Below are 25,205 nucleotides of genomic sequence, written 5' to 3'. Positions count from 1 at the left end.
CAACCGCATCTCGCATCCGAGGACGCCGCCGTCGAACTCTCCCGTTTGCGCCTGATCGTGGATGATCTGCGCCTGGCGGTCCGAGCCCGAGACGACTTTATTGTCATCGCCGCCCACGAGTTGCGCAACCCGATGACGCCGATCCAAGGGTTCGCGGAACTGGCGCTGGCCTCCGCGCGCAGGGCGGAAGCAACCTGCCCGCCGCGTCTCACCGCGCTGTTGGAAGAAATGCAGGGCGCCGTTCAGGAGTTCATCGAGCGAGCGACAAACTTGCTCGATATCGGCCGGATCGAAGCCGATAACCTGCAGCTCAATCCATCCGCGATCGACCTGTCCGTCCTGGTGATTTCGGTCGTCGAGCGATACGAATTGAAAGCGGCGCATGGCAATTCGCCGCTTACGCACGACATCGCCGAGGGGATCTTCGCCGAGTTAGATCATCTTGCCGTCGGGCAGGTGATCGAAAATCTGCTCTCCAACGCGCTCAAATTTGGCACCGGGAAACCGGTGACGGTTCGGCTCCGGTCGGATGGGCAATCAGCCTGTCTGCAAGTTCAGGACCTGGGCATCGGGATGCGGCCTGATCAACAGGCGCGGATATTCGGTCGATTCGAGCAGGTGCTGACACAGCACCGGGGTAGCGGCTTTGGCATCGGTCTCTGGGTGGCGGCGCGCCTCGTCAAGGCCATGAGCGGCCGACTTTTCGTCGCCAGCCATCCGGGAATGGGGTCGACCTTTACCGTAATGCTTCCTCTCGAACCACCGAACCCGGATCAGCGGACAACATGACACAACAAGAAACCGATGCGGGCGCGCTGGAGATCGAACGGGTGCCGACCCTGGTGCCGGGCATCGACGCCATCTTGCGCGGCGGGTTCCTGTCTGGCGGCCTATACCTGATCCAGGGACCGCCCGGGATCGGCAAGACGATCCTGGCCAACCAGATCATCTACAACCGCGCCAAGCGGGGGAGTCGCGCGCTTTTCGTGACCGTGCTGGGCGAGAACCACGGCCGCATGATGCTGCATCTTCGAACGATGCAATTCTTTGACCAATCGCTGATGCCCGATCGGGTGAAATACATCAGCGCTTATCAAGCGTTTGATGACGAAGGACTGAATGGCCTTTCAAACCTGCTGCGGCGCGAGATCATGGCGCACCAGGCGACGCTGTTGGTCGTTGACGACATGTCCGCCGTTCAGGCCAGGGCCACGGCTACATTCGAGACGAAGCGGTTCACCCATGAATTGCAGACCCTGGCCTCATTAACCAACTGCACCATGTTCCTTTTGACCACCGCGTCTGACGACGCACAAGGGGTCGAGCGCACGATGGTGGACGGGGTGATCCAACTTTCACAGCGCGCCTATGGCTCGCGCATCGAGCGGAGGTTTGTGGTTCGCAAGCTGCGCGGCAGCGACTATCTGCAGGGCGAGCACGCTTTTGCCATCTCACGCCAGGGTGTTGCTGTGTTCCCGAGGATCGAGGCCGTGTTCAGGATGGCTGAAATCCCGGAGCTGTTTTCGTCCTCACGCCTGTCGTTTGGCATCGCCTCGCTTGATCGGATGTTCAATGGCGGCATTCCGGTCGCCAGCATGACCGCGGTGATGGGCGCATCGGGCGCTGGCAAAACCACCCTCGCGCTACATTTCCTGTCTGAGTCCAGCGCCAGCGAGCCTGGGCTCCTGTTCGGCGCCTATGAACCGGCCGCGCGGCTTCGCTTCAAGGCTGGTTTGATGGGCTTCGACCTCGCCGCGGCGGAACAGCGTGGCGAAGTCGAAATCCTTTGGTATCCCGTGGGTGAGCATATCCTGGATGAACTTGCCCACACCCTGCTCGACGCGGTTCGACGGCGAAAGGTCAAGCGTCTGGTGATCGACGGCATGTCGGTGTTTCAGGAAGCCGCGGTCGAGCCGGCCCGGATCGTGCGCTTTTGGTCCACCCTCTCCAATGAGTTGCGGGCGCTCGGCGTCACCACACTTTATACCGTGGAATTGCAGGAACTCGCCGGACCCGACTTCCGGCCTCCGGTGAGTGGGATAGCCTCCTTGGGTGACGTGATGATCCTGCTTCGCTACGTCGAAGTCCGGGCGCGACTGTACCGAATGATGTCGTTGCTCAAGGTGCGCGAGGGGGCGTTCGATACCACGATCCGCGAATTTGCCATCAGCGAGACCGGGATCGGCGTCGGTGGCCCGTTCGAGGCCATGACGCCGCCCCCGACCGGCACGGCCCATGAGGTCATCCCCGATCCTGTTGCCGGGTCCCAGGACCGCCGGCGGGAATCGCGCGCAGACGATGCCGATCGGCCGGGATGACCGGGATGGACACCATCCTGATTGTCGAAGATGAGTTTGCCATCGCGGAACTGCTGGAGATGGTCTTTGTCGACGAAGGTTACTATGTCGAGCGGGCAAGCAATGGGCGGGCCGGGCTCGAGCGTCTGGCCAATGGTCGGCGCCCGAACCTGGTCATTTCGGACTACATGATGCCGGTGCTCGACGGTGCCAGCATGATCCTGGCAATGCGGCAAAATGAGGCGCAGCGGGACATTCCCTGCATCATCATGAGCTCGATGCCTGAGCACAACGTGCGCCAGCGGATCCAAGGTTTTACCGCTTTCGTTCGCAAACCATTTCTGATTGCCAAAATGATCGAGCTGGTTGCGAGCGCGATACGGCCGCCATCTTCGGGGTAGATGGTTTTCGGCCTCGCTGGGTCGATACCCGCAGGGCGATTCGGCCTGTCGCCGCACGGCTGAAGAATCCGAGACGGTGCGGTTGTCAATGCAAAGTAGAGATGTCCCCTGACTCCCCAAAGTTAAAATGTCCCCTGTGGGCTGGGCGGGGGGTGGGCACCGGTCAAGCGTTAGTCCAATCGCGGTGTTGGAGCGGTGGGTAAGTGGCCCGCTGGAGTGATCGTTCAGAATCGGGCGCAAGCGGGCCACTTATCCACGGCTGCGGCGGCTGTTACGCGGGCTGTACTCACCCCGGGACGGTTTCAACCGCGGCGTTGGGGATGTGCCGCGCAGCGATCATTGCGTCGATCCGGGCATCGATGGTCTTGCCGTCCACCGCCGGGGCGGGCATGGCATAGCGGGCATAGGCCGTTACCGGCAGGATCCGGTCTTTGTAATGCACCCTCAGCGCACCGTCGGGAAAGTGATGCAGCGTCACCTTCGCGCCGCGCAGCGCGGTGCCAGGCCCGGGTGTCTTGACGCAATACATCGTCCCGCCGGAGCGGAAGGTCAGCGCCTTCGACAGCACCCGCTGCTCGCGCCGTGCCAGTTCGTCGTCCAACGCTTGCGCGGTCTTCGTCCACGGCCGGTGCGCCGAAGCCGGGTCGCGCGGCGGCACCGCAAACTTTGCGTTGAAGCGCGCCATGAACGCCGGCGCGAAGCCATTCGCCGCCTCGATCGAGCCAATGCCGGCCAAACGCATCTCCTTGACCAGCCGGTCCTGCAGGGTCTGGTTGGCGCGCTCGACACGACCCTTGGCCTGCGGGGTCAGCGCATGGATCGGCTCGATCCCAAGCCGATCCGCCACCCGTCCGAACTCGGTCTTGCCGTCGCCGCTCGTGGCGTCCTTAGCGTTGATCCGGAAGATGCCGTGCCGGTCGGAGTAGAACGCCAGCGGCCGGCCATGGTCCAGCACGTGGCCGCGCAGCGCCGCCAGATAGGCCGCCGTCGTCTCCGCCGGGGCGAAGCGTAGCGCGGTCAGCCGGCCGCTGGCGTCGTCGATGAACACGATCAGCGCACAGCGCGGCCCGCGCCGCTCGAACCAGTGGTGCGCACTGCCGTCGATCTGGATCAACTCGCCAAACCGCGGACGCCGCTGGCGGAGCTGAAACACCCGCCTGGCCCGGCGGCGCTTGGGCCGCCACAGGCCAAGGCCGATCTGCATCTGGCGGATCGTCTCTGCCGAAACGACGATCCCGTCCAACTCCAGCAGCTTCTCCGCCGCCAGCGTCGCGCCGAAGTCGGGGTATTTGTCCCTCAGCAGCGTCGCGATACGACCGCGCAGCGCCGCCGACATCCGGTTGTTCGATGGCCGGCCGCGCTGATGCGAAACCAGACCCGCGTCGCCCTCAGTCTTCGCCTTACGCACCAAGCGCTTGAATTGGCGGACACTGAGGCCAACGCGCTCCGCTGCTTCAGCCTGGCCCAACCGACATTCGATCGACTGGCGCACCCAATAGGCGCGATCGCGCTCCGCCTGCGTCATCCACAACCCCGTCTCGGCCATTGCGTCCCCAAGCATGCGCAAAAGGGGACATTCTAACTTTGGACGGAGGGGACATTCCTACTTGGGGCTAACACCGAGACGGTGCGGTTTGCCATTCGTCGCGATCCCCAGCACTGTGCGCGGCGATGACCCCCGACCCCGCCCGCCTGACGCTCTTCGGCAGCTTCACCTCCAGCTCGTCGTACAAGCCGATGCTTTATCTGGCGCTGGCGCGGCTGCCGTTCAGCTTCCGCACCGTCAACCTCAAGCACGGGGTGCAGAAACAGCCGGAATACCTGGCGATCAACCGCTACGGCCAGGTTCCGGCGCTGCGCCACAATGGGCTGACCATCGTACAGTCCAACGTCATCCTGGACTACCTCGCCCGCACCACTGGCCACTTCGCCGGCGCAACCGAGCAGGACCGCTGGCGCGCGCGCGAATGGCTGTCGTGGGAGGCGGACAACATCACCAACGTCGCCAAGGTCCGCCATTACAGCCGGTTCCGCCAAGTCGACGCAGCGGTGATGGACTATTTCCGCCCGCTGGCGCTGGCCGCCGTCGGCTTCGTCGACCAGGCGTTGCAAGGCCGCCAATGGTTGGTCGGCGACGCCCTCAGCATCGCCGATATCGGCTGCTGGGGCCGCATGGTGTTCATGGCAGAGGGCGGCCTCGATATCGCCGCCTGGCCCAACGTCCAGGCCTGGTCCCACCGACTCGCCGCGCTGCCCGGTTTCGCCCTGCCGTACGACCTCATCCCCTCGAAGGACCGGGAGTTCGATCCATGCGCATAGCCGTCATCGGCGCCGGCGGTGTCGGGGCCGCGTTCGGCGCCGCGCTGGCCAACGCCGGCGCCGAGGTCAGCTTCGTGGCTCGGGGCGCGCACCTGCGGGCGATGCGCCAGGCCGGCCTGCGGATCGAGGGCGGCCGCGGCACCACTGTGCTGCAGCCGGTCCGGGCGACCGACGACCCGGCCAGCATCGGGGCGGTCGATGTCGTGCTGTTCTGCGTCAAGCTGTGGGACGTGGAGGCCGCCGGCGCCGCGATCCGCCCCCTGGTCGGTCTGGAAACGGCGGTGATCCCGCTGCAGAACGGCATCGACGCCGCCGACCGGCTGATCCCGATCCTCGACGCCCAGGATGGCCATCGGCCAGTGATGAGGGGGCGAGCGGTGATGGGTGGGGTCGCCCAGATCAGCGCCACCATCGCCGAACCCGGCGTGATCCGCCAGACCGGCAGCTTCATGCGGCTGGTGTTCGGCGAATTGGACGGCCGCCCCAGTGCGCGCGGCGAGGCGTTTTTGAACGTCTGCCGCCAGGCCGGGTTCGATGCCACGCACAGCGACCGTATCCTGACCGATCTGTGGATGAAGTTCATCCTGCTGGCCAGCAACGCCGCGATCACCGCGGCGACCCGCACGCCGCTGGGCGCGCTGCGCGACGATCCCGACATCGAGCCGCTGTTCGCCCGCGCCTATGCCGAGGTCGCCGCGGTCGGCCGGGCCAAGGGCATCGCCATCCCCGCCGACGCGGTGGAACGCACCGTCGGCTTCAACCGCGCCGCGCCGCCGGCGATGATGGCGTCGATGGCACACGACCTGATCCGCGGCAGCCGCATCGAACTGCCCTGGCTATCGGGCAAGGTGGTCTCGCTGGGGCGCGAGCTTGGCGTGCCGACGCCGGTGCACGAGACGCTGTACGCCGTGCTGAAGCCGTTTGTGGACGGGCGGTCGGGTTAGCGCGGATCCCGTTGGGATAGCAGTTGGGCAGCCAACCGGACCACGACCGGACCGGAACCGCGTCGGGTCAGATGACTGGCAGCCGGCTGATCGCGTGCCAGCGCATCATCCGCAGCCGGCCGTCGTCAATCAGCCGCCGGCGCAACAGCCAGAGTTCGGCCTCGGCGATCATCGGCACCGCCTCGCGCCGGGTCGGCTTGCGATCCAGGTCGCGCAGCATCACCCGCCAGCCCAGCAACGCATGCTCGATGTGGAGTTGCGAGGTGTCCTCGGCGACGCGGACATCGAGGCCCATCCGCCCCAGCATGCGGGTCACGGTGACCGGGGCGAGCAATTCGGCCGGGTCACGTCCTTCCAGTTCGGCCCAGCGGCGCACCGTGCGATCCTCCGGATCCAGCGGTTTCGGCGCGGCCAGCGAGGTGATGACGATCTGGCCACCGGGTTTCAACGCCCCGGCCAGGCGATCCAGGATGGGCTCGGGCTGGGAATTGCGGAACGGATCCAGCGCCAGGCAATGGTGGTGACCCTTGGCGGCGAAGTCCGGCTCGTCCGGGTCCCAGGGCTTGACGCTGATCTTCTTGCCGAGTTGTGCCTGGTTCACCTGCGCCTGGGCGGATGCGAGCAGCGCGGGATCGTTGTCGGCGGCGGTCACCCAGGCGCCGAGGTTGCGGGCGATGGTGACGGCCGGTCCGCCGCTGCCGACCCCGACCAGCAGCAGGCTGGCCGCGGCCGACATGCCGAGCGGACGGGCCAGCCGCAGAGTGTCGATCTCGCCGCCGGGGAAGATGAAGCCGTCGCCCCACAGCCGGTGCGCCAGGTCCAGCCGGCCGGTCGGCCAGGCGGAGCGGATCGGGGCTTCGGCGGCGGCGGCGGTCGGCAGGGTCGGTTCGGCGTCGCTTTCGGGGGCCGGGATCGCCGCGCCGGGGGGCAGCGATCGATGGAACCAACTGCGCACCACGGTATCGAACATTCTTCGGTCTCCGGCGACCGAGGATAGATCAAGAACCCTACCAAAACGTTTACGCCCGCTCGTCTACGCCCGTCCGTTCATACCCGCTCGTCCACGCCCGCCCGTCTACGCCCGCCCGTCTACGCCTGCCGATCTACCCCGGACGGTTCAGTCGAACTCGGTCAGCACGTAGCGCACCGGATCGGGACCGACGACGCCGGGCTTGTGGCGGTGTTCGCGGCCGGCGGGGATGTGCAGCATGTCGCCTGGACCGGCCTCGACCGTGTGGCTGTCGAAGCGGTAACGGATCCGCCCGGACAGGATGAAGATGGAATGGCCGGTTTGGCACCAGTCGGCCTCGGCCGCGCCGGCAGGGTCGGGCGCGCGTTCCTGGTAGCGCAGCGCGATGCCGAAACCGGACACCGCCTCGCGCAGCTTCAGCCGATCGGAGACCTGGCGTAGTTCGTGGTCGGCGGCTCGGAACAAATAGGGGCTGTGGGTCATGGCTGCGATTGTGGCCGCGACCCCTGCCCCTTGCCACCCCCCTGCCTCTTGTCACCCTCTGCACTTGTCACCCGGGCCGCAGCCGGTATTTTGGCGCTGGAGAGAAACCCCAAGGATTTCAACATGACCGCCGTCCATCGCCGCAGCCTGCTCGTCGGGGCCGCGCTGCCCTTGTTCGCCATCGGCACCGGCCGCGCCCGAGCGGCGGAGTTCAGCCTGAAGCTGGCGAACAATTCGCCGGTGACGCACCCGCAGACGGTGCGCCAGCAGGAGGCCGCGGCGCGGATCAAGGCGGCGACCAGCGGCGCGGTCGAAATCACGGTGTTTCCCAACAACCAGTTGGGGTCGGACACCGACATGCTGTCGCAGTTGCGCTCCGGCGCGATCGACATGTTCACGCTGTCGGGGCTGATCCTTTCGACGCTGGTGCCGGCGGCCTCGATCAACGGCATCGGCTTCGCGTTCAAGGACTACGATCAGGTCTGGCCGGCGATGGACGGCAAACTTGGCGCCTATGTGCGGTCCGAGATCGACAAGCGCGGCCTGATTGCGATGGACAAGATGTGGGATAACGGATTCCGCCAGATCACCAGTTCCACCCATCCGATCAAGCGCCCGGCCGACCTGAAGGGGTTCAAGATCCGGGTGCCGGTGTCGCCGCTATGGACCAGCATGTTCCAGGCGCTGGGGGCGTCGCCGATCAGCATCAACTTCTCCGAGGTGTATTCGGCGCTGCAGACCAAGATCGCCGAGGGCCAGGAGAATCCGCTGTCGCTGATCGAGATCGCCAAGCTGTACGAAGTGCAGAAATACGTCTCGATGACCAGCCACATGTGGGACGGGTTCTGGATGCTGGCCAACCGGCGCAGCTTCAGGGGTCTGCCGGCCGATGCCCAAGCGATCGTGGCGCGCGAGCTAAACGCATCGGCGCTGCAAGAGCGGGCCGATATCGCCGCGCTTAACGGGTCGGTCGCGGCCGACCTGAAGGTCAAGGGGCTGATTTTTGTAGAGGTGGACAAGCCGGCTTTCCGCCAGGCGCTTAAGTCCGCCGGGTTCTACGCCGAGTGGAAAAAGAAGTATGGCGACCAGGCCTGGGGCATCCTGGAGGGCGAGGTCGGCGTTCTGTCGTGACTGAGCGGCGGTGGTGGACGCCGGGCGGTGATGGGCGATGGTTCGGGGTGAGCGCCAGCCTGTCATGGGCTGCAGGCTGATGGGCGGCGGTCTGATGGGCGCGGGGACGAGGGGCGCAGGAAAGAGGGGCGCGGGGACGAGGGGCGACGGGCGGTGATGGACACCGCGGGCGTCGCGGCGCGGGGTCTGGCCGCGGCGCGAATCGATCGGGCGCTGCGGCTGATCGCCGAGGTCCCGGCGGCGGTGCTGGTGATGGCCGAGGTGGTGGTGCTGTTCACCGGGGTGATGGCTCGCTATGTGCTGCACGCGCCGCTGGTTTGGACCGACGAGCTGGCCTCGATGCTGTTCCTGTGGCTGGCGATGCTGGGCAGCGTGATCGCGCTGCAGCGATCGGAGCACATGCGGCTGACCGCGGTGGTGGGCGCCATGTCGGCGGCGGGACGGGTTCGGTGCGAGGCGCTGGCGGCGGCCTCGGTCGCGGTGTTCCTGCTGATGGTGGTGCCCTCGGCGTGGGACTATGCCTCCGACCAGTGGTACATCACGACGCCGGCGCTGGGGATTCACGATACCTATCGGGCGGTGGCGATCCTGGTGGGCGCGGTGCTCATGGTGATCACCGCGCTGTCGCGGCTGCTGCGGCTGTCATGGGCGGACGCGGCCTTCGGGGTGGCGGCGGTGGTCGGGCTGGCGGTGATACTGCATTTCGCTGCGCCGTGGCTGAGCGGCTTAGGCAACTGGAACCTGGTGCTGTTCTTCGTCGCGCTGCTGGGCGCGGCGGTGCTGCTGTCGGTGCCGATCGGCTTTGCCTTCGGACTGGCGAGCCTGGCCTACCTGGCGACGCTGACCCGCACGCCGCTGAGCGTAGTGGTTTCGCGCATGGACGAGGGCATGAGCTCGTTGATCCTGCTGGCGGTGCCGCTGTTCGTGCTGTTGGGGCTGCTGATCGAGATGACCGGCATGGCCAGGGCGATGGTGGGATTCCTGTCGGCGCTGCTGGGACACGTGCGTGGCGGGCTGTCCTACGTGCTGTTGGGGGCGATGTATCTGGTGTCGGGGATCTCGGGGTCGAAAGCGGCGGACATGGCGGCGGTGGCGCCGGTGCTGTTTCCGGAGATGAAGCGGCGCGGGTTCAACGAGGGCGAGCTGGTGTCGCTGCTGGCGGCGTCGGGGGCGATGAGCGAGACGATCCCGCCCTCGTTGGTGCTGATCACCATCGGGTCGGTCACCGGGGTCTCGATCGCGGCGCTGTTCACCGGTGGGCTGGTGCCGGCCGCGGTGCTGGCGGTGGCGCTGGCGGTGATCGCGCGGCTTCGCGGCCGGCGGGAGAACCTGGCCGGGGTGGCACGCCCGCCGTGGCGGACGATCGGGCGCGCCTTCGTGGTGGCGCTGCCGGCGCTGGTGCTGCCGGTGGTGATCCGCAGCGCGGTGATCGAGGGGGTGGCGACGGCGACCGAGGTATCCACCATCGGCATCGTCTATGCGGTGATCGTCGGGCTGCTGATCTATCAGCAGTTTGCCTGGCGGCGGCTATATCCGATGCTGGTGGAGACGGCGGCGCTGTCGGGCGCCATCCTGCTGATCATCGGCACCGCGACGGCGATGGCCTGGGCGCTGACCCAGTCTGGATTTTCTCGCCAACTGGCGGCGGCGATGACCTCGATGCCGGGCGGGGCGGCGGGATTCATGGCGGTTTCGGTGGTCGCCTTCATCGTGCTGGGCAGTGTGCTGGAGGGGATTCCGGCCATCGTGCTGTTCGGGCCACTGCTGTTTCCCTTGGCCCGCCAAGTCGGGATCAACGAAATACACTACGCGATGGTGGTGATCCTGGCGATGGGGATCGGGCTGTTCGCGCCGCCATTCGGGGTTGGCTATTACGCTGCCTGCGCGATCGGGCGGGTATCGCCGGATGCGGCGATGCGGTCGATCTGGCCGTACTTGTTGGCGGTCCTGGCGGGTCTGCTGGTGGTGGCGGCGGTGCCTTGGCTCAGTGTGGGGTTTTTGTAGCGCTGCTATGCGCCTTGGGCACTGCCGAGGTTCGGCCGACGTGTGGCAGCGACTGCGGCTCGGGCGGCTGCCGCGGCCAGGGTCGCGGGATCGGCGATCGCCGGTATCGACGCGGCGGATGACGCGCCTTGCTTGGAGAACGCGTTCATCAGCATGCGGGCGTCACGCTTCATCGCCTCGATGTCCAGCGGCGCCGGGTTGGCTGCGCGGCTGTTGGTCAATGCGGAGGTGGCGCGGGACGAGGCAGATGCGGCCAGGGCGGCTGGCGGCGGAGCAGATGCGGGCGGAGCAGATGTGGGCGGAGCAGATGTGGGCTGGGCGGATGCCAGAGGGGCGGGCGCCGGAGGGGCGGCGATTGCCTTGATAGAAGGGATGGCACGTGGCGGGGCGGCATTGGATTGGGCGGAGCAGGTTGCGGCGACGCTGAATGGGGTTGATGGAACTGGCGTGGATGGCGCGGGCGGTGAGAGCGCTGGGGCCACCGAGGGGCGCGGCATCTTGTGTGGCTGATCGGGGTTTGCGCGCAGCGCGGCGAGCGCCTTGCGGGCTTGGTCGGAGGCGCGACTCAGGCTGACGGCGTTGCCGCGGTAGCGCAGCAGCCTGGTGACCGGCAGGTCGGCAGCCATCGACAGCCTGAGGTTATCCAGAGCGGCGATGCTGAAGCCGACGATGCGGCCGGCGAGGTCCAGTTCGGTGGCGTCCACCGCATTGTGGGCGGCGATGAGCTGGCGGATCGCGGCGCGCGCGGTCACTGGATTGCCGCCGGCGGCGGCCAGGAAGAACGGCAGCAGGAAATCAAGGATGGTTTGCATGACGCATTCGGTCGTGGCCTGAGCGGCCCTCGCCTGAGCGGTCGTCGCCTGAGCGGTCGTCGCCTGATCGGTCGTCGCCTGATCGGTGGTAGTCGCTAGGGCCATGGATACGAGATCCTTAAGCTGGAGTTCTGTTTTCGTTCCATATTAACTACTATAGGTCCCGTAGGAACACAACAAGAATCTGGACCCATGATTTTGGCCGCGAGTGATTTTGGCCGCAAACGATCTTGGCTGGTGCCTTTCCGTTACGGTGCACGGGTCATTGCGGGCGACGGAGGCCGGCAGTCCAGGACCGGCAAATGGTTCCGGCAAACGGTTCCGGCAAATGGTTCCGGCAAATGGTTTTCGGGCGTCCTAAGCGGGCACGTCCTAAGTGTGTCTGGCCGAACCGGGCGTTGCTTCGCGGCTGGGGCGTGCGACAGGCGGAGCACGGCAGACCCGCAGGTCTCGCACCGGTGGCAACGCAATTGTGCATAGCAACAAGACTTGAGATCGGACGATAATAAGCTAGCTTACGATCATCACCGTGTACAATCGGATTCGCCTGACCATGTCTCAAGCTACCACCACCTTTCGCGAAGATATCGCTACCCGGCCGGCGTCGCGGGCAAGATCGCGCAAGAAGCTGCTGCGCTGGGGCCTGATGGCCGGCGGGGTGGTGGCGGTGGTGATCGGCGGCGGCCTCTACTGGCTGTCCAGCGGGCGCTGGGTGGATACCGACGACGCCTATGTGCAGGCCGACAGCATGGTGCTGTCCACCGACGTGTCCGGCATCGTCGCCTCGATCCCGGTGCACGAGGGAGAGGCGGTGACCAAGGGTCAGGTGCTGTTCAGCCTCGATCCGCAGAAATTCCAGATCGCGCTGGACAACACGCGGGCCAACCTGGATCAGACGCGGCTGAACATCGAGGCGGCGAAGGCGGATTATCAGGCGGCACTGCGCGACACCGGTGCCAAGCAGCAGCAGGTCAACGCCGACCAGGCGACCTATGGCCGCTACTCCGCGCTGATGAAGTCCCATGCGGTGACCCAGCAAGAGACCGACGACGCCCGCTACAAGCTGGCCGCCGACCAGCAGGCGGTGCGCGCCTCGGAGAGTCAGGCGCGGGCGCTTTTGGCCAAGTTGGACGGCAACCCCGAGATCGCCACCGCCGATATGCCGTCGTTCAAGCAGGCGCAGGCTGCGGTGGCCGAGGCCGAGCGGGAGAAGAACCACTCGGTTGTGCGGGCCCCGTATGATGGGATCGTCACCCAGGTGAACAAGCTGCAGCTTGGCATGTATCTCGGCGCCAGCAGCGCGGCGTTCGGGCTGGTATCGACCGATCATGTCTGGGTCGAGGCGGAGCCGAAGGAGACTCAGCTCACCTATGCCAAGAACGGCGATCCGGTCGACGTCAGCTTCGACCTTTACCCGGGGCGCAGATGGAAGGGCACGGTGCAGAGCGTGGCGCCGGCGACGGACCAGAACTTCTCGTTGCTGCCGGCGGAGAATTCCTCCGGCAACTGGGTGAAGGTGGTGCAGCGGATTCCGGTTCGGGTGCGGGTTGACATGAAGCCTGGCGATCCGCCGCTGCGGGCTGGCATGAGCGCCGATATCGACATCGACACCGGTCACGTCCGCACGCTGTCGGACCTGTTCTAGGGCGCGCTCCGATGTCCGGCCGGCAAGAAGAAGTGGTTCCGTATCGCGGGCTGATTACCGTGTGCGCGATGATGGCGACGTTGATGCAGTCGCTGGATTCGACCATCGCCAACGTGGCGCTGCCGTACATGCAGGGCAGCCTGTCGGCCAGTTCCGATCAGATCACTTGGGTGCTGACGTCCTATATCACCGCCGCGGCGATCATGACTGCTCCAGTAGGCTGGCTATCGGCGCGGTTCGGGCTGAAGAACCTCTATATGATCTCGATGATCGGGTTCACCGTGGCCTCGATGCTGTGCGGGGTGGCGGGGACGTTGACCGAGATGGTGGCGTTCCGGCTGTTGCAGGGGGTTTTCGGCGCGGCGCTGGTGCCGCTGTCGCAATCGACGATGCTGAACATCTATCCGCCCGAGAAGCGCGGATCGGCGATGGCGATCTGGGGCATGGGGGTGATGGTCGGGCCGATTCTGGGCCCGACCTTGGGCGGCTACCTGACCGAACTGTACAACTGGCGCTGGGTGTTCTTCGTCAACCTGCCGTTCGGCATCCTGGCGAGCGCCGGCATGGCGGCGTTCCTGCCGAAGACCGCGCCCGGTACGGGCATGAAGTTCGACTGGATCGGCTTCGGCGTGCTGGCGCTGGGCATCGGCGGCTTTCAGTTGATGCTGGATCGCGGCGAAACGATGGACTGGTTCGGGTCGACCGAGATCATCATCGAGGCAACCATGGCCGGGCTTGGGTTCTACCTGTTCATCGTCCACATGCTGACGGCGGAGAAGCCGTTCATTACGCCCAGGGTGTTCAAGGACCGCAACCTGTCGGCCGGGCTGGTGGTGATGTTCGCGGTCGGCATGGTGCTGTTCGCGGTCTCTGCGCTGCTGGCGCCGTGGCTGCAGGATCTGGCCAATTACCCGGTGGAGACGGCGGGGCTGGCAATGGCACCGCGCGGCATCGGCACGATGGCGGCGATGATGGTCGCCGGGCGGTTGTCGAACAAGGTGGACGCTCGGATCTTGATCGGCGTGGGGGTCATGATCCTGACTTACAGCCTGTATCGGATGACCGGCTGGACTCCGGCGGTGTCGGACATGACGGTGGTGGTGAACACTATGCTGCAGGGAGCTGGGCTCGGTTTTGTCTTCGTGCCGCTGCAAGTGATCGCGTTCGCCACGCTTGAACCAGCATTGCGCACCGAGGGTACCGCGCTGCTGAGCCTGCTGCGCAATGTCGGCAGCGCGATCGGTATCTCGGTGACCGGGGCGCTGGTGGCACAGAACAACCAGATCGAGCACTCGGTGCTGTCGGGATTCGTGACGCCCTTGAACCGGGCATTCCAGGGCGCCGATGCCAGCCTGATGCCGAACACGCCGCAGGCGGCGCAGGTGTTGAACGGGATGCTGAACCATCAGGCCCAGATCATCTCCTACAACAACGACTGGAAGCTGATGATGCTGCTTTCGATGCCGATGTTGCTGCTGCTGTTCCTGATGCGGGGGTCGAAGAAGGGCAGCGGCGCCACCTCGGATCATCCGGCGGTGATCGATTGAGCACGCAGGCCGTGGTGCGCGGGTGATCCGCTGCTTGGCCGGATGATCTGCGCTTGGGCGGAACGTTCAAGGCGCGTAAATCATGCGCGCGATCACTCAATCCCGCGCCAGAAACAACGATTCACTCGGCATGACCGGTCCAATCAGAAGCGATGATGCCGTGGGAAAGCCTGCGATGAAGACCGTAAACGTCCATGAAGCGAAGTCGACGCTTTCGCAGCTTTTGGTCGCGGTGGAAAGCGGAGAAGACGTGGTGATCGCGCGCAACGGCGTTCCGGTTGCCCGATTATCGCCGGTCGACCCGGTAATTGGCCGCGAGCCTGGCTTGTGGCGCGGGCATCCGGGGTGGGAAGGCTATGTCTTCGATCCCACCGCGCTTGACCCGATGACCGAGCGGGAGATCGAGGACGAAGGCTGGGCTTGATGTTCATCGCCGACGCGTGCGCGTTGCTGGCGTATTTCGGCGGCGGCGGACGAACGATGGGCCGCGCAGGCATGGACGCGATGCGGGCCGATGAATGGGAACTGAGCCTTAATGTGGCGGGCGGAAAGCTGCCGCCGCTGCCGACCGAGAGAGGTAGTTTCGCGAAACACCTCGCGGAACTGGGGCTTCGCGAGGTGACGTTGCTGTGCGGCGATGCCGAGGCCGCGAACGCCCTGCCGCCGCATCGCCGCGATCCGATGGATCGCATGTCGATCGCACACCGCGTTGCGCACCGGACTGACCGTCATCACCAACGATGCCGTGTTTCCGGCCTATGGGGTGACGACGGTGTGGTGAAGTGCCGGGGATATTGTTTTTATTGGGCTAGATCCACCGCGTAGAGCTTGAACGGAAGCCGCGGCGACTGCCCCTTCTTAGCAGGATCCAATAGATAGCCGAGCTGGCCCTCCGATACCCAGGCGGTGTGGCCGACCGGGGTCACGCCGGTTGGGCCAGAATAGCCGTCCTTGAGCGTGTGCACGGTCACCCTGTCGGCCTCGATCGTTACATGATCGAGTTTCCCGGAGCTTTCGATCATCAGGAATCCGCCGCTCGGGTCCGGCCGCAACGCATCGGTGAGCGCCAGTTTCTGGGACGGCTGAAGCCTGGTTATGGTGCCGGCGTTGCCGTCCTTGACCTCGACGCGGAACAGTTCGGCCTTGGTGAAGGTGTCAACGTAAAGGTTGCCGTCGGTGCCGAAGGCCAGTCCATCCAGGCCGCCGCCCTTGGCCGGCGGGTTGAACGCGGGGTCGGTTGCCCATACCTGCAACTGCTTGTCGCCAGGCCGCAGCCGCAGGATTTGTGGGGCGGCGGTATTGGTTACGTAGGCCGACCCATCGGCCCCGACCGCGATGTCATTGCAGAAGGTGTGCGGGCCCGGCAGTTGCGCGCTGATCTTGCCCTGGCCGGTGGCAAGGTCAAAGCCTTTCAACGCACTGCCCTTGGCCGCTGACGGCCCTGGAACGCCAATCGCGGACAGATCGTTGGAGCAGACCCAGAGTGTGTTCGAGCGTTCATCCGCCAACACCCCAAGCGTTGACCTGGTGTCGAACGCGCCGGGCTTGATCCAGGATTCGGCCTGGGACTGGCCGGGGCGGACTCGCGCCACTCCGCCGGAGGCGAAGCTGCCGACATAGAGCGTGCCGTCCGCTGTGGATGTCACGCTTTCGGGGTAGGCCTGATTGCCGGGCAGGGTCACGGTCTGCGGGGCGGCAAGCGCGCTTACGCTCCAGCCGGTGGCCAGCGTCGCGGCGGCGATGATGTGCCAGGGGCGGGCGATTCGGGATCGATGTTCGACTCGATGCATTGATGTTTCCTTCCGATGTTTTTTGCCCGATTTTTTTTGCGTCGGTGCTTGGTATCGTTGACTTTTGGATTTTGGCTTTATATCGCGTTGTAGCCTATCAGACATAACGAACGGCCCGCAATTGCTGGCCTGCCGCTTTACTGGGTTACCGGGCCGGCCCGGTAACGCCAATCCGGATGCGCTGTTCGCTGCGTGCCCGATCGCCTCGGTCCGCCGCTGGATACGGCGGACCTCAAAAGCCCGCCTAGGTCGAGTAATCGGAGAACGCCACGCCGGCGAAGCGGGCGCGGTAATCGGTGCGGACGTTGACCAGGGCGACCATGCCTTCGTCGACCTTCTTCTGCGCGCGTTCCAGCGCGGGTCGGATGTCCTCGGCCTTGGTGATGTACTCGCCGTAGCCGCCGAGCGCTTCGCAGATCTTGTCGTAACGGGTGTAACCAAGATCGCGGCCGGGCTTCTCGCGCTTGGGGTCTCCGGTCCAGCCGCCGTTCAGGCTGATCACCACCAGGATCGGGATCTTGTGGCGGATCGCGGTGTCGAGCTCCATGGCGTTCAGGCCCATCGAGCCGTCACCGTGCACCACGATCACCTGCTTGTCGGGGCAGGCGACCTTGGCGCCGACGCCGAACGGCATGCCGACGCCCATGGTGCCGAACGGTCCGGAATTCAGCCGATGCCCCGGCGAGAACGTGGGCATGGTCAGGCGGCCGAAGTTCAACGTCTCCTGCCCGTCCACGCACAGGATGGCATCCCGCCTGGCGAAGTCGCGCACCGCTTCGAGCATACGCACGGGATGGATGTCGCCGTCCTCTTGTAGCTTGTTGGCACCGGCGGAGGATCGTTTCGCCGCCTCGCCGTCGGCCAGTTGCTTGCGCCAGCCGGCGTATTTGTCGGGGTTGATGCGACCCTTGATGGCCTGCAGCAGTTGCCCCAGCACTGCCTTGCAGTCACCGACGATGGGGATGTCGACGTAGCGGGCGGCCATGGCGATTTCGGATGGATCGATGTCGATACGGGCGATTTTCGCCGAGGGTCCGAAGCGTGGCGGGCTGGCGTGGCCGATGATGTAGTTCATGCGGGTGCCGAGCACGATGATCAAGTCGGCGTCCTTGAAGGCGGCGGAGCGCATTGACAGGAAGCAGTATGGGTGGTCGTCGGGGACGACGCCGCGGCCTTGCGGGGTGGTGTAGAATGGGATGCCGGCGGCCTCGACGAAGGCCTGCATTTCGGCCCAGGCGCGCGACCAGATCACGCCGGAGCCTGATACGATCAGCGGATTTTTTGCCTCGGCCAGGGCGCCGATCAGGGCGTCGACCTGGCGTGGGTCGCCCATCGGACGGCTGTCGAGGATCGGGCGGCCGGCGAAGCTCCAGTCCACCAGGTTCTCGTCGATCTTCTGGTAAAGCATGTCGCCGGGGCAATCGAGATAGACCGGACCCGGCTTGCCGCTGATCGCCTTCTGCAGGGCGAAGTTGATCTGCTGCGGGATGCGCTTGAGGTTGATCAGCCGGTCGACGTATTTGCAGCAGCCGCGCATCAGTTCGACCTGGTCGATTTCCTGGAACACCTGGCGGCCGAACTGCGTCAGCGGGCTTGATCCGCCGAGTGCGACCACCGGGCAGCAGTCGACCAGCGCGTTGGCCATGCCGGTGATCAGATTGGTGACGCCCGGACCGGAGGCGGCCATGCAGACCGAGGGCACCTGTTTCAGCCGGCTATAGGCCTGGCAACTGAACGCCGCCGCCTGTTCGTGGCGCACATCGATCATGCGGATGCCTTGCTTGACGCAGGTGGCTTCGGCCAGCAGCATCGGCCCGCCCATGATGTAAAAGAGATCGGTGATCCCTTCTTTCTGCAGGCATCGGGCGATGATTTCCGAGCCGGTGAGTTCCGCCATGTCGTGTTCTCCCTAAGGTTGCCGATCGCGGGTTCCCAGCGTCGCGGTCAGCCGATGATGTTGTCGCCGCGCAGGTCGCCCACGCCGGCGGCATCGAGCCCAAGCCAGTTGGTCAGCACGTCGGTGTTGTTCGCCCCAAGTAATGGAGACGGCTTGACCGGCGGGGTGTGGCCGGAGAAGCGCACCGGCCAGGCGACCATCTTGAACGGGCCAACCACCGGGTGGTCGATGGTCTGCATGATGCCGCGCTGCTCGAACGTCGGATCGTTGGTCAGTTCCAGCGTGTCGAGCACCGCCCCGGCGGGGATGCCGGCGGCGCCGACGATCCGCATCGCCTCGTGCTTGGTGTGCTGGCGGGTCCAGGCGGCGATCATCTCGTTGACCTCGGCCGCACGTTCCGACCGGGCGGCCGGGCTGTCGTAGCGCGGGTCCCCGACCAGGTCCTCGCGGCCGATAACCGCCAGCAGCCGGCGCCAGTGTTCCGGGTTGGCGCGCGAGGTGTAGATATAGACGTAGTCGTTGAGGCCGCCGCCTTCGCTGGGTCCGATGCCCTTGGTGGGGAAGGTGCCCATCGGCGGGTTGCCTCCGGACACCGAACTGTCGGCGGCACGCGGTGCGGCCTTGCCGGTGCGCGCCTGGTAGGAGAATGCGATCCGCATGTAGTGCAGCATGGCGTCCTGCATGGCGACCTGCAGATGATCGCCCTGCCCCGTGGTCTTGCGGCGATACAGCGCGCCGAGGATGGAGATCGACAGCAGCATGCCGGTGCCGGTGTCGCCCAGCGAAGGGCCGGGTTTCAGCGGCCGGCCGTCACGTTCGCCGGTGGTGCTCATGATGCCGCTGCAGGCCTGCGCGATCATGTCGAAGGCGAGGTTCTTTTCGTATGGGCTGCCCTCGCCGAAGCCCTTCACCTGGCAATAGATGATCGAGGGGTTCACCGCTCGGATTACGTCGGCGCCGAGGCCAAGCCGCTCGATCGCGCCGGGAGCGAAATTCTCCACCAGCACGTCGGCCTTGGCGGCGAGGTCCTTGACCAGTTGCAGGCCACGCGGGTCCTTCAGGTTGACGCTGAGCGACTTCTTGTTGGCGTTGAAATTGAGGAAGTAGGGGTCGTCCTGGCCGGGTGTGCCGCCGAGCGAGCGGCCGGGGTCTCCGGCCTTGGGGTTTTCCACCTTGACCACCTCGGCGCCGAGCCAGGCGAGGGTTTCGGTGCAGGAGGGACCGGCTTCGAATTGCGTAAGGTCGAGCACGCGGACACCGGCGAGGCAGTCGCTGCCGAATCCGTTGGCGCCATCAGCGCCTGGGGCGGTAGTTGTCATGCACGGTTTCCCCTGCTGTCGTGTTGGTGAAACGCTAGAGCGAAAAATCCGCGAGGGTAAGCCCCACGACTGGCGCCGGCGACGTGGCGGGGGCATATCAGCGCGGTTGACGACGGGCGGAGACGGCATGAGACGGCTTGTTGTGGCGTTGCTGGTGGTGGCGTTGGGCGCATTGGCGGGGCGGCCGGCGGATGCGCTGGAGAGCGCCGCGGTCAGCAGCAAGCGCGTGGTGGCGACGCTGGTCAGCGAGACCGACGCGATGCGGCCGGGGGTGCCGTTCCGGGTCGGGCTGCGGCTGCGGATGGCGCCCGGCTGGCACACCTATTGGAAGAATCCGGGCGACGCGGGGGTGGCTCCGGAGCTGACGATCGCGGGGGTCAAGCAATCGGCGATCGATTGGCCGACGCCGCGCCGAGTGTCCGAGGGACCGGTGATGACCTACGCCTACACCGGCGATGTGGTGCTGCCGGTGACGGTGACCGCGACGACCGGGCAGATCAGGGCGCACGCGCGCTGGCTGGTGTGCAAGGACATCTGCGTGCCGGAGGAGGGTGATTTCTCCTTGAACCTGCCGCTGGGGACACCGCACCCGTCCGCACAGGCCGGGTTGTTCGCGGCGCATGACGCCGCCGTGCCTCGGACGCTGCCGTGGAAGGCGCGTATTTCGCCCGATGGGACGCTGTTCGTGCAGGGGCCGGAGCTGACCACGGCGACGGTGACCGATGCTTGGTTCATTCCGGATGATCCGGGGCGCATCCAGGACGATGCGGCGCAGCCTCTGTCGGTGCGCAGCGGCGGGTTCACGCTGGCGCTGCGGCCGGCCCCGGGGTTCGACGCGACGAAGCCCTTGTCGGGCGTGCTGTCGGTGCGTGACCGGGCCGGGATGCAGGTGGATGCGGCGGTGAACGCCGAACCAGGGCCACCGCCGCCGGCGGCGATGCCGCCGCTCGGGCAGATCCTGGTGTTTGCGTTCCTGGGCGGGCTGATCCTGAACCTGATGCCCTGCGTGTTCCCGATCTTGGCGATCAAGGCGGTGGCGCTGGCCCAGCATGCGGTACGGGGGCATGGCGGGCGTGGGCACGCGGTCTGGTACACCGCTGGGGTGCTGGTGACCTTCGTTGCCCTGGCCGGGGCGTTGCTGGCGGCCAGGGCGGCGGGGACCGCGGCGGGATGGGGGTTCCAGTTCTCCTCGCCGGTGTTCGTGGCGGCGATGACCTGGCTGCTGTTCGCGGTCGGGCTCAATCTGTCGGGGGTATTCCAGGTCGGCGCCGGGCTGGCCGGGGCCGGTAACCAGTTGACCGAGCGGCAGGGCGCCGCGGGGAGTTTCTTTACCGGCCTGCTGGCGGTGCTGGTGGCGACGCCGTGCACCGCTCCGTTCATGGGGGTGGCGGTGGCGGCGGGACTGGCGGCGCCCCCGGCGGTCACTCTGCTGGTGTTCGCGATCATGGGTCTGGGACTGGCGGCGCCGTATGTGGCGCTGGCCTCGCTGCCTGGGCTGGGGCGACTGATGCCCAGGCCGGGGCGTTGGATGGAGGTGCTGAAGCAGGGTCTGGCATTCCCGATGTATGGCGCGGCGGCGTGGCTGGTGTGGGTCGTCAGCCAGGAGGCGGGGCCGACCGGGGTGTTGGCGACGGCGGCGGGGCTGGTGCTGGTGGGGTTCGCGGCCTGGGTGTTCGGCACCACCCAGGGCTCCGCGGCGCAGCGCCGGCGGATCGGGCAGAGCGTGGCGATCGTGGCGGTGCTGGCAGCGCTGGCGGTGTTGAGCGGGATCTCGACGGCACCCGTCGGGGCGGCCGCGGAGACCTCGGCCGAGCGGTTCACGCCGGAGCGGCTGGCGGCGCTGCGGGCGGCGGGCAAGCCGGTGTTCGTGAACATGACGGCAGCGTGGTGCGTGACCTGTCTGGTGAACGAGCGGGTGGCGATCGGGACGGATGCGGTGAAGCAGGCGTTTGCCGCTGATGACGTGACCTATCTGAAGGGGGACTGGACGCAGCAGGACCCGGCGATCACCGCGTTCCTGAGGCAGAACGGGCGGGATGGGGTGCCGCTATATGTGTTCTTTCCGGCGGGTGGGGGCCGGCCCGAGGTGCTGCCGCAGATTTTGACCGAGGGGAGGGTGTTGGGGTTGTTGCGGACGTCTTAGGTGGGCGCGTTCAGGACGGGTGCGTCAAGGACGGCCCCTGCATTGTTCCGGCTTCCACCGATGACGAATTCGGCCAAATGGCCACCTGCTACCGATCTCACACTCGCCGCCTTCCGATCCAGGTCTTGCGGTCGAAAGGTCTGCCGCTCCTAGGCGCCGTCGGCTGGGGCGGCAACCGGGTGCCGGATGCGCTGTATCCGCTTCGAGGCGCGTATCGTGTTTGCACCAGCCGATATGGGGAGGAGCGCTGGGGTGGACTGGTCTGTGACAGTGAGTTAGCAACGCAGCGAGGACGGAGGGAAACGATGGGTCCAAGCATACTGCGGTGTGTCGGCGGCAACAGCGCCATCGGATTGAGATCAGTTGTCACTGCGCTTGGCATGCTTGCGCTGGCCAGCTGCGCCACGCCGCAGCAGACGGTAACCCAGCACGAGGACAATCTGGCTGCGGCTGGGTTTATCGTTCGGCCGGCCAATACGCCGGAACGTCAAGCGATGCTGAACCGGCTGCCGCCGCATCGCTTCATTCAGCGCGCACACGGTAGTACCGTGAACTATGTGTACGCCGATCCGCTGGTGTGTGACTGTCTGTATGTCGGATCGCAACAGGCCTATAGTCAGTACATGCTGCATATTCAGCAGCAGCGTCTTGCCGATCAGCAGGAACTGACGGCGCAGATGTATTCCGATCCCGCCTGGAACTGGGGGGCCTGGGGTCCGTGGGGACCTGGCTACATCGTGGGTTATGGTCCCGGTCCCGGTTGGTAGATACCGGTTTGCCTGTCACCCGCACGGGTCCGATTGACGAGGAGTCGATCGAAGCCGTGACAGCGGGCTGGTCGGGATCGCGGGCCGGGTCAGATCACCGGGTTGCCTGTTGGTGGCGCCAAGTCGAGCCAGGCCTCCAGCGCGGCAAAGGTTTCGCTGGCGCCGGCGATCAAGCCGTCGCGGTTGTTCGGTTCGACGGTTTCCAGCGCCTCGCACAGCAGGCGCCATAGTGCCGGGTCGTTGCTGGTGCCGAGCAGGAAGCGCCTGCCGCTGAGCGTGGCGCGGCCGAGCAGTGGGTCGAGGGCGGCGGCGAGGACTCGGCCGCCCAGCGTGGCGCCCTCACGCACGTAGAGACAGCCGAGGAAGCGGGCGGCATCGGTCAGTGCCGGCAGGCGATCGATGGAGATCCGCGGCAGGTCGGCGATCTCGGCCGAGGCCACGCCGAGGGCGCGAAGATCCTGGTGCAGCAGGTGGGCGCGTCGTCGTTGCGGCATCAACAGGGCGGCGGTAGGCCAGGGCGCGGCGCGCAGCCGGTGCTCGATCGGGCGATGAAAGCCCCAAAGACGGGCCAGCAGGCGGCGATAGGCGGCGCGGTCGATCTGGCCGGTCGCCAGGCAGTCGAGGGCCGGGAGGCGATGAAGCCGTGTGTGGACTGCGTCTGTGGCGCGCCGGAGCGCGGCGCGGGCCGAGTCGGGGATAGGCGTCGGCTGGCGGGATGGCGGCGCGGCGGGCAAGGCTTGCTGCAAGCTTGGTTCATCCATGGCGTTATCGCGGCCGGATCCAGGCTGCCGCGGACTGTTCTACCGAGCTTCGCGGCATCATGCCATTGCCGGGGTGATGTGATGGCGGTACGGGGTTCGGGGGAGTTAACCGGTTATTCATCTGTCGGCCCGACACTGGGGCGAATCAGTGTCCACCACGAGGATTGCATGGCTGTCGCTCTTTCCCCCAAGGATGTCGCCCGGCTGATGGCGGAGCCCTCGCCCGAGGTGCGCGCCGAACTGGCGGGCAAGCTGGCGGCGGGTCTGTCGGCCAACGGGCTGACCGCGGGCGAGGTCAGGCTGGCGCAGGAAATCGTCGGCATCCTGGCGCGTGACGTGGCCGAGGAGGTGCGCGCTTCGCTGGCTCGGGCGCTGCGCCACTCGCCGCTTCTGCCGCGCCAGATCGCGCGCAAGCTGGCCGACGATGTCGAGTTCGTGGCGTTGCCGGTGCTGGCCGATTCGGTGGTCCTGACGGATGAAGACCTGATCGAGATCGTACGCTGCGGTTCATCGCTGAAGCAGGAGGCGGTGGCGAGCCGTGCTGGCCTGACCGAAGCGGTGGCGGATGTGCTGGTGGGGCATGGCGAGGAGCCGGCGGTGGTCGTGCTGATGGCGAACAACAGCGCAAACATCGCCGAGGACACGCTGCATCGCGCGGCGACCCGGTTCGCCGGCAGCGACAGGGTCAAGCAGGCGATGGTGTTGCGGGAGAAGCTGCCGATCACGGTCGCCGAGCGCATGGTCACGATGGTTTCGAAGGCGTTGCAGGCGCATCTGGTGAAGGCGCACGATCTGGCTCCGGCGACGGCGGCCAACATCGTGCTGGCTTCGCGCGAGCAGGGGATCATCCGGTTGAGTGCCGGCGCCTCGGACGAGGAACTGCGGCAGATGATTGCGCAAATGCATCGCAACGGGCGGCTGACCCCGTCGCTGATCCTGCGGGCGCTGTGCAGCGGGGATATCGGGTTTTTTGAGGCGGCGCTGGCGGTGCGGAACGACATTCCGGTCGACAACGCGCAGATCCTGATCCACGAACCGAGCCGGCGCGGGCTGGCTGCGATCTATAAGCGCGCGGGGCTGCCCGAGGCGCTGTTCGAGGCGGTGCGGGCGGCGGTGGATGTGGTGGACGAGACCGGGTTCGACGGCGGGGACCGTGACCTGGAGCGATTCCGCGGCCGGGTGATCAGCCGGGTGCTGACGCAGGTGGAGGCGGTGGACGCGGCGGACGCGGATTATCTGCTGGAGAAGCTGGGCGATGTGCTGGTGGGCGCGCCGGGTGGTCATGGTGGCACGGTGCCCGCTTCGGTAGGGTGACCTCGGGCGTATTATCGCTGTAGCGGAAATTATTGACGCGGCTTGGGTTCGGATGTAGCGAATGCACTTAACGTTCGACCCGGCGAAGAACGCGCGCAACATCGCGGAGCGGGGGCTGTCGTTCGAGCTGGTGGATGAGCTTGATTGGGGGACGGCGGTGGTGTGGGAAGACGTTCGGTTCAACTATGGCGAGCGGAGACTGGGCGTATTGGCGTTTCTCGGCCTGCGCCTGCATGCGGCGGTGGTGACCTACCGGGATGAGGCCGTCCACGTGATCAGTTTCCGCAAGGCCAATAAGAGGGAGGTTCAGCGGTATGGCGAAGAAAGACGACGACCGGGTATCCCGTCCCGACGATGAAAATCCAGAATGGACGCGGGAACAGATTCGCAATGCGCGTCCTGCGTTGGAAGTGTTTGCCGAAGTGTTTGGTCCCGAAGCCGCTGAGATGCTGCGCCGGGGTCCTGGGCGACCGGCCAAGCCAGACAAGAAGGTGAACCAGACGCTGCGCCTGGATGCCGATGTGCTGGATGCTTACCGACGGAGCGGTCCGGGATGGCAGGCGCTGATGAACCAGGTGCTGCGGGAGCATATGCCGGGGGGCGCTGTCTGCTAGCCCCTTCAATTCTGCGAAAACGATGGTGGTTGCAAACATAAGTTTCA

24 protein-coding genes are annotated in these 25,205 nt (G+C 66.2%); 16 read left to right on the top strand and 8 right to left on the bottom strand.

Annotated features, from left to right (window positions below):
* The first annotated feature begins 45 nt into the window (after window positions 1-45).
* From ACQY4Y_RS20315 to ACQY4Y_RS20305, 3 genes are read left to right on the top strand one after another with little or no spacing between them, the layout of a single operon-like run.
* Complete coding sequence (locus tag ACQY4Y_RS20315; RefSeq protein WP_428492403.1) at window positions 46-789, top strand: sensor histidine kinase; 744 nt, start codon at window positions 46-48, stop codon at window positions 787-789.
* On the top strand, window positions 786-2,318 hold the full coding sequence (locus tag ACQY4Y_RS20310; RefSeq protein WP_428492402.1) for an RAD55 family ATPase: 1,533 nt from the start codon (window positions 786-788) through the stop codon (window positions 2,316-2,318). Before ACQY4Y_RS20315 ends, ACQY4Y_RS20310 begins: the two co-directional genes overlap by 4 nt.
* Before the next feature lie 5 nt (window positions 2,319-2,323).
* The gene (locus ACQY4Y_RS20305) at window positions 2,324-2,698 is read left to right on the top strand and encodes a response regulator (protein ID WP_428492401.1); all 375 of its coding nucleotides are present in this window, start codon (window positions 2,324-2,326) and stop codon (window positions 2,696-2,698) included.
* Window positions 2,699-2,984: 286 nt separating this feature from the next.
* Here the strand turns inward: ACQY4Y_RS20305 and ACQY4Y_RS20300 are convergent, their stop codons facing one another.
* The gene (locus ACQY4Y_RS20300; protein WP_428489471.1) at window positions 2,985-4,259 is read right to left on the bottom strand and encodes an ISNCY family transposase; all 1,275 of its coding nucleotides are present in this window, start codon (window positions 4,257-4,259) and stop codon (window positions 2,985-2,987) included.
* Between the two features lie 110 nt (window positions 4,260-4,369).
* Between ACQY4Y_RS20300 and ACQY4Y_RS20295 the strand changes: the two genes are divergently transcribed.
* Both ACQY4Y_RS20295 and ACQY4Y_RS20290 read left to right on the top strand, forming a co-directional pair.
* Entirely contained in the window at window positions 4,370-5,017 is a 648-nt protein-coding gene (locus tag ACQY4Y_RS20295; protein ID WP_428492400.1) for a glutathione S-transferase family protein, read from the top strand.
* Window positions 5,008-5,961: a ketopantoate reductase family protein gene (locus ACQY4Y_RS20290; protein ID WP_428492399.1), complete on the top strand. Its 954-nt coding sequence runs from the start codon at window positions 5,008-5,010 to the stop codon at window positions 5,959-5,961. The genes ACQY4Y_RS20295 and ACQY4Y_RS20290 overlap by 10 nt, the downstream gene beginning before the upstream one ends.
* A gap of 67 nt (window positions 5,962-6,028) precedes the next feature.
* Here the strand turns inward: ACQY4Y_RS20290 and ACQY4Y_RS20285 are convergent, their stop codons facing one another.
* Window positions 6,029-6,931 carry a class I SAM-dependent methyltransferase gene (locus tag ACQY4Y_RS20285; protein ID WP_428492398.1) on the bottom strand — a complete coding sequence of 301 codons (903 nt, stop codon included), beginning with the start codon at window positions 6,929-6,931 and terminating at the stop codon, window positions 6,029-6,031.
* Between the two features lie 147 nt (window positions 6,932-7,078).
* Entirely contained in the window at window positions 7,079-7,414 is a 336-nt protein-coding gene (locus ACQY4Y_RS20280; protein ID WP_428492397.1) for a cupin domain-containing protein, read from the bottom strand.
* Window positions 7,415-7,537: 123 nt separating this feature from the next.
* On the opposite strand from ACQY4Y_RS20280, the gene ACQY4Y_RS20275 reads away from it, so the two are divergent.
* Complete coding sequence (locus ACQY4Y_RS20275; protein ID WP_428492396.1) at window positions 7,538-8,545, top strand: TRAP transporter substrate-binding protein; 1,008 nt, start codon at window positions 7,538-7,540, stop codon at window positions 8,543-8,545.
* Window positions 8,546-8,701: 156 nt separating this feature from the next.
* Window positions 8,702-10,549, top strand: a complete 1,848-nt coding sequence (locus ACQY4Y_RS20270; RefSeq protein ID WP_428492395.1) for a TRAP transporter large permease subunit — start codon at window positions 8,702-8,704, stop codon at window positions 10,547-10,549.
* A gap of 5 nt (window positions 10,550-10,554) precedes the next feature.
* Here the strand turns inward: ACQY4Y_RS20270 and ACQY4Y_RS20265 are convergent, their stop codons facing one another.
* Complete coding sequence (locus tag ACQY4Y_RS20265; protein WP_428492394.1) at window positions 10,555-11,466, bottom strand: hypothetical protein; 912 nt, start codon at window positions 11,464-11,466, stop codon at window positions 10,555-10,557.
* A gap of 448 nt (window positions 11,467-11,914) precedes the next feature.
* Here ACQY4Y_RS20265 and ACQY4Y_RS20260 point away from each other — a divergent pair, with 448 nt between their 5' ends.
* The 4 genes from ACQY4Y_RS20260 (at window position 11,915) to ACQY4Y_RS20245 (ending at window position 15,378) form a co-directional block, all read left to right on the top strand.
* On the top strand, window positions 11,915-13,006 hold the full coding sequence (locus ACQY4Y_RS20260) for an HlyD family secretion protein (RefSeq protein WP_428492393.1): 1,092 nt from the start codon (window positions 11,915-11,917) through the stop codon (window positions 13,004-13,006).
* 11 nt (window positions 13,007-13,017) lie between these two features.
* The gene (locus tag ACQY4Y_RS20255; RefSeq protein WP_428492392.1) at window positions 13,018-14,553 is read left to right on the top strand and encodes a DHA2 family efflux MFS transporter permease subunit; all 1,536 of its coding nucleotides are present in this window, start codon (window positions 13,018-13,020) and stop codon (window positions 14,551-14,553) included.
* Window positions 14,554-14,635: 82 nt separating this feature from the next.
* Window positions 14,636-14,977, top strand: a complete 342-nt coding sequence (locus ACQY4Y_RS20250) for a type II toxin-antitoxin system Phd/YefM family antitoxin (RefSeq protein ID WP_428492391.1) — start codon at window positions 14,636-14,638, stop codon at window positions 14,975-14,977.
* Complete coding sequence (locus tag ACQY4Y_RS20245) at window positions 14,977-15,378, top strand: hypothetical protein (RefSeq protein WP_428492390.1); 402 nt, start codon at window positions 14,977-14,979, stop codon at window positions 15,376-15,378. Before ACQY4Y_RS20250 ends, ACQY4Y_RS20245 begins: the two co-directional genes overlap by 1 nt.
* Here the strand turns inward: ACQY4Y_RS20245 and ACQY4Y_RS20240 are convergent.
* The 3 genes from ACQY4Y_RS20240 to ACQY4Y_RS20230 form a co-directional block, all read right to left on the bottom strand.
* On the bottom strand, window positions 15,354-16,343 hold the full coding sequence (locus ACQY4Y_RS20240; RefSeq protein ID WP_428492389.1) for a hypothetical protein: 990 nt from the start codon (window positions 16,341-16,343) through the stop codon (window positions 15,354-15,356). The two genes, ACQY4Y_RS20245 and ACQY4Y_RS20240, sit on opposite strands and share 25 nt — an antisense overlap.
* A 244-nt stretch (window positions 16,344-16,587) precedes the next feature.
* Entirely contained in the window at window positions 16,588-18,240 is a 1,653-nt protein-coding gene (locus tag ACQY4Y_RS20235; protein WP_428492388.1) for a thiamine pyrophosphate-binding protein, read from the bottom strand.
* Between the two features lie 47 nt (window positions 18,241-18,287).
* Entirely contained in the window at window positions 18,288-19,559 is a 1,272-nt protein-coding gene (locus tag ACQY4Y_RS20230) for a CaiB/BaiF CoA transferase family protein (protein ID WP_428492387.1), read from the bottom strand.
* Window positions 19,560-19,686: 127 nt separating this feature from the next.
* Here ACQY4Y_RS20230 and ACQY4Y_RS20225 point away from each other — a divergent pair, with 127 nt between their 5' ends.
* Together ACQY4Y_RS20225 and ACQY4Y_RS20220 are read left to right on the top strand one after the other, a co-directional pair.
* Complete coding sequence (locus tag ACQY4Y_RS20225) at window positions 19,687-21,702, top strand: protein-disulfide reductase DsbD family protein (protein ID WP_428492385.1); 2,016 nt, start codon at window positions 19,687-19,689, stop codon at window positions 21,700-21,702.
* Window positions 21,703-22,082: 380 nt separating this feature from the next.
* Window positions 22,083-22,469, top strand: a complete 387-nt coding sequence (locus ACQY4Y_RS20220; protein ID WP_428492384.1) for a hypothetical protein — start codon at window positions 22,083-22,085, stop codon at window positions 22,467-22,469.
* An 89-nt stretch (window positions 22,470-22,558) separates the two neighbouring features.
* On the opposite strand, the gene ACQY4Y_RS20215 is transcribed toward ACQY4Y_RS20220, so the two are convergent.
* Window positions 22,559-23,230 (bottom strand): biliverdin-producing heme oxygenase, encoded by a 672-nt coding sequence (locus tag ACQY4Y_RS20215; RefSeq protein WP_428492383.1) that lies wholly within the window; start codon window positions 23,228-23,230, stop codon window positions 22,559-22,561.
* 168 nt (window positions 23,231-23,398) lie between these two features.
* Between ACQY4Y_RS20215 and ACQY4Y_RS20210 the strand changes: the two genes are divergently transcribed.
* The 3 genes from ACQY4Y_RS20210 (at window position 23,399) to ACQY4Y_RS20200 (ending at window position 25,158) form a co-directional block, all read left to right on the top strand.
* Entirely contained in the window at window positions 23,399-24,544 is a 1,146-nt protein-coding gene (locus tag ACQY4Y_RS20210) for a DUF2336 domain-containing protein (protein WP_428492382.1), read from the top strand.
* A 61-nt stretch (window positions 24,545-24,605) separates the two neighbouring features.
* Window positions 24,606-24,902, top strand: coding sequence for a BrnT family toxin (locus tag ACQY4Y_RS20205; protein ID WP_428492381.1), 297 nt, complete (start codon window positions 24,606-24,608; stop codon window positions 24,900-24,902).
* The gene (locus ACQY4Y_RS20200; protein ID WP_428492380.1) at window positions 24,859-25,158 is read left to right on the top strand and encodes a BrnA antitoxin family protein; all 300 of its coding nucleotides are present in this window, start codon (window positions 24,859-24,861) and stop codon (window positions 25,156-25,158) included. The genes ACQY4Y_RS20205 and ACQY4Y_RS20200 overlap by 44 nt, the downstream gene beginning before the upstream one ends.
* Window positions 25,159-25,205: the final 47 nt, after the last annotated feature.

The organism is Rhodopila sp. (genome assembly GCF_965277165.1).
In the GTDB taxonomy this organism is placed as follows: Bacteria; Pseudomonadota; Alphaproteobacteria; order Acetobacterales; family Acetobacteraceae; genus Rhodopila.
Note: the sequence above shows the minus strand (reverse complement) of the source record. Positions and strands in the feature narration are given on the sequence as shown.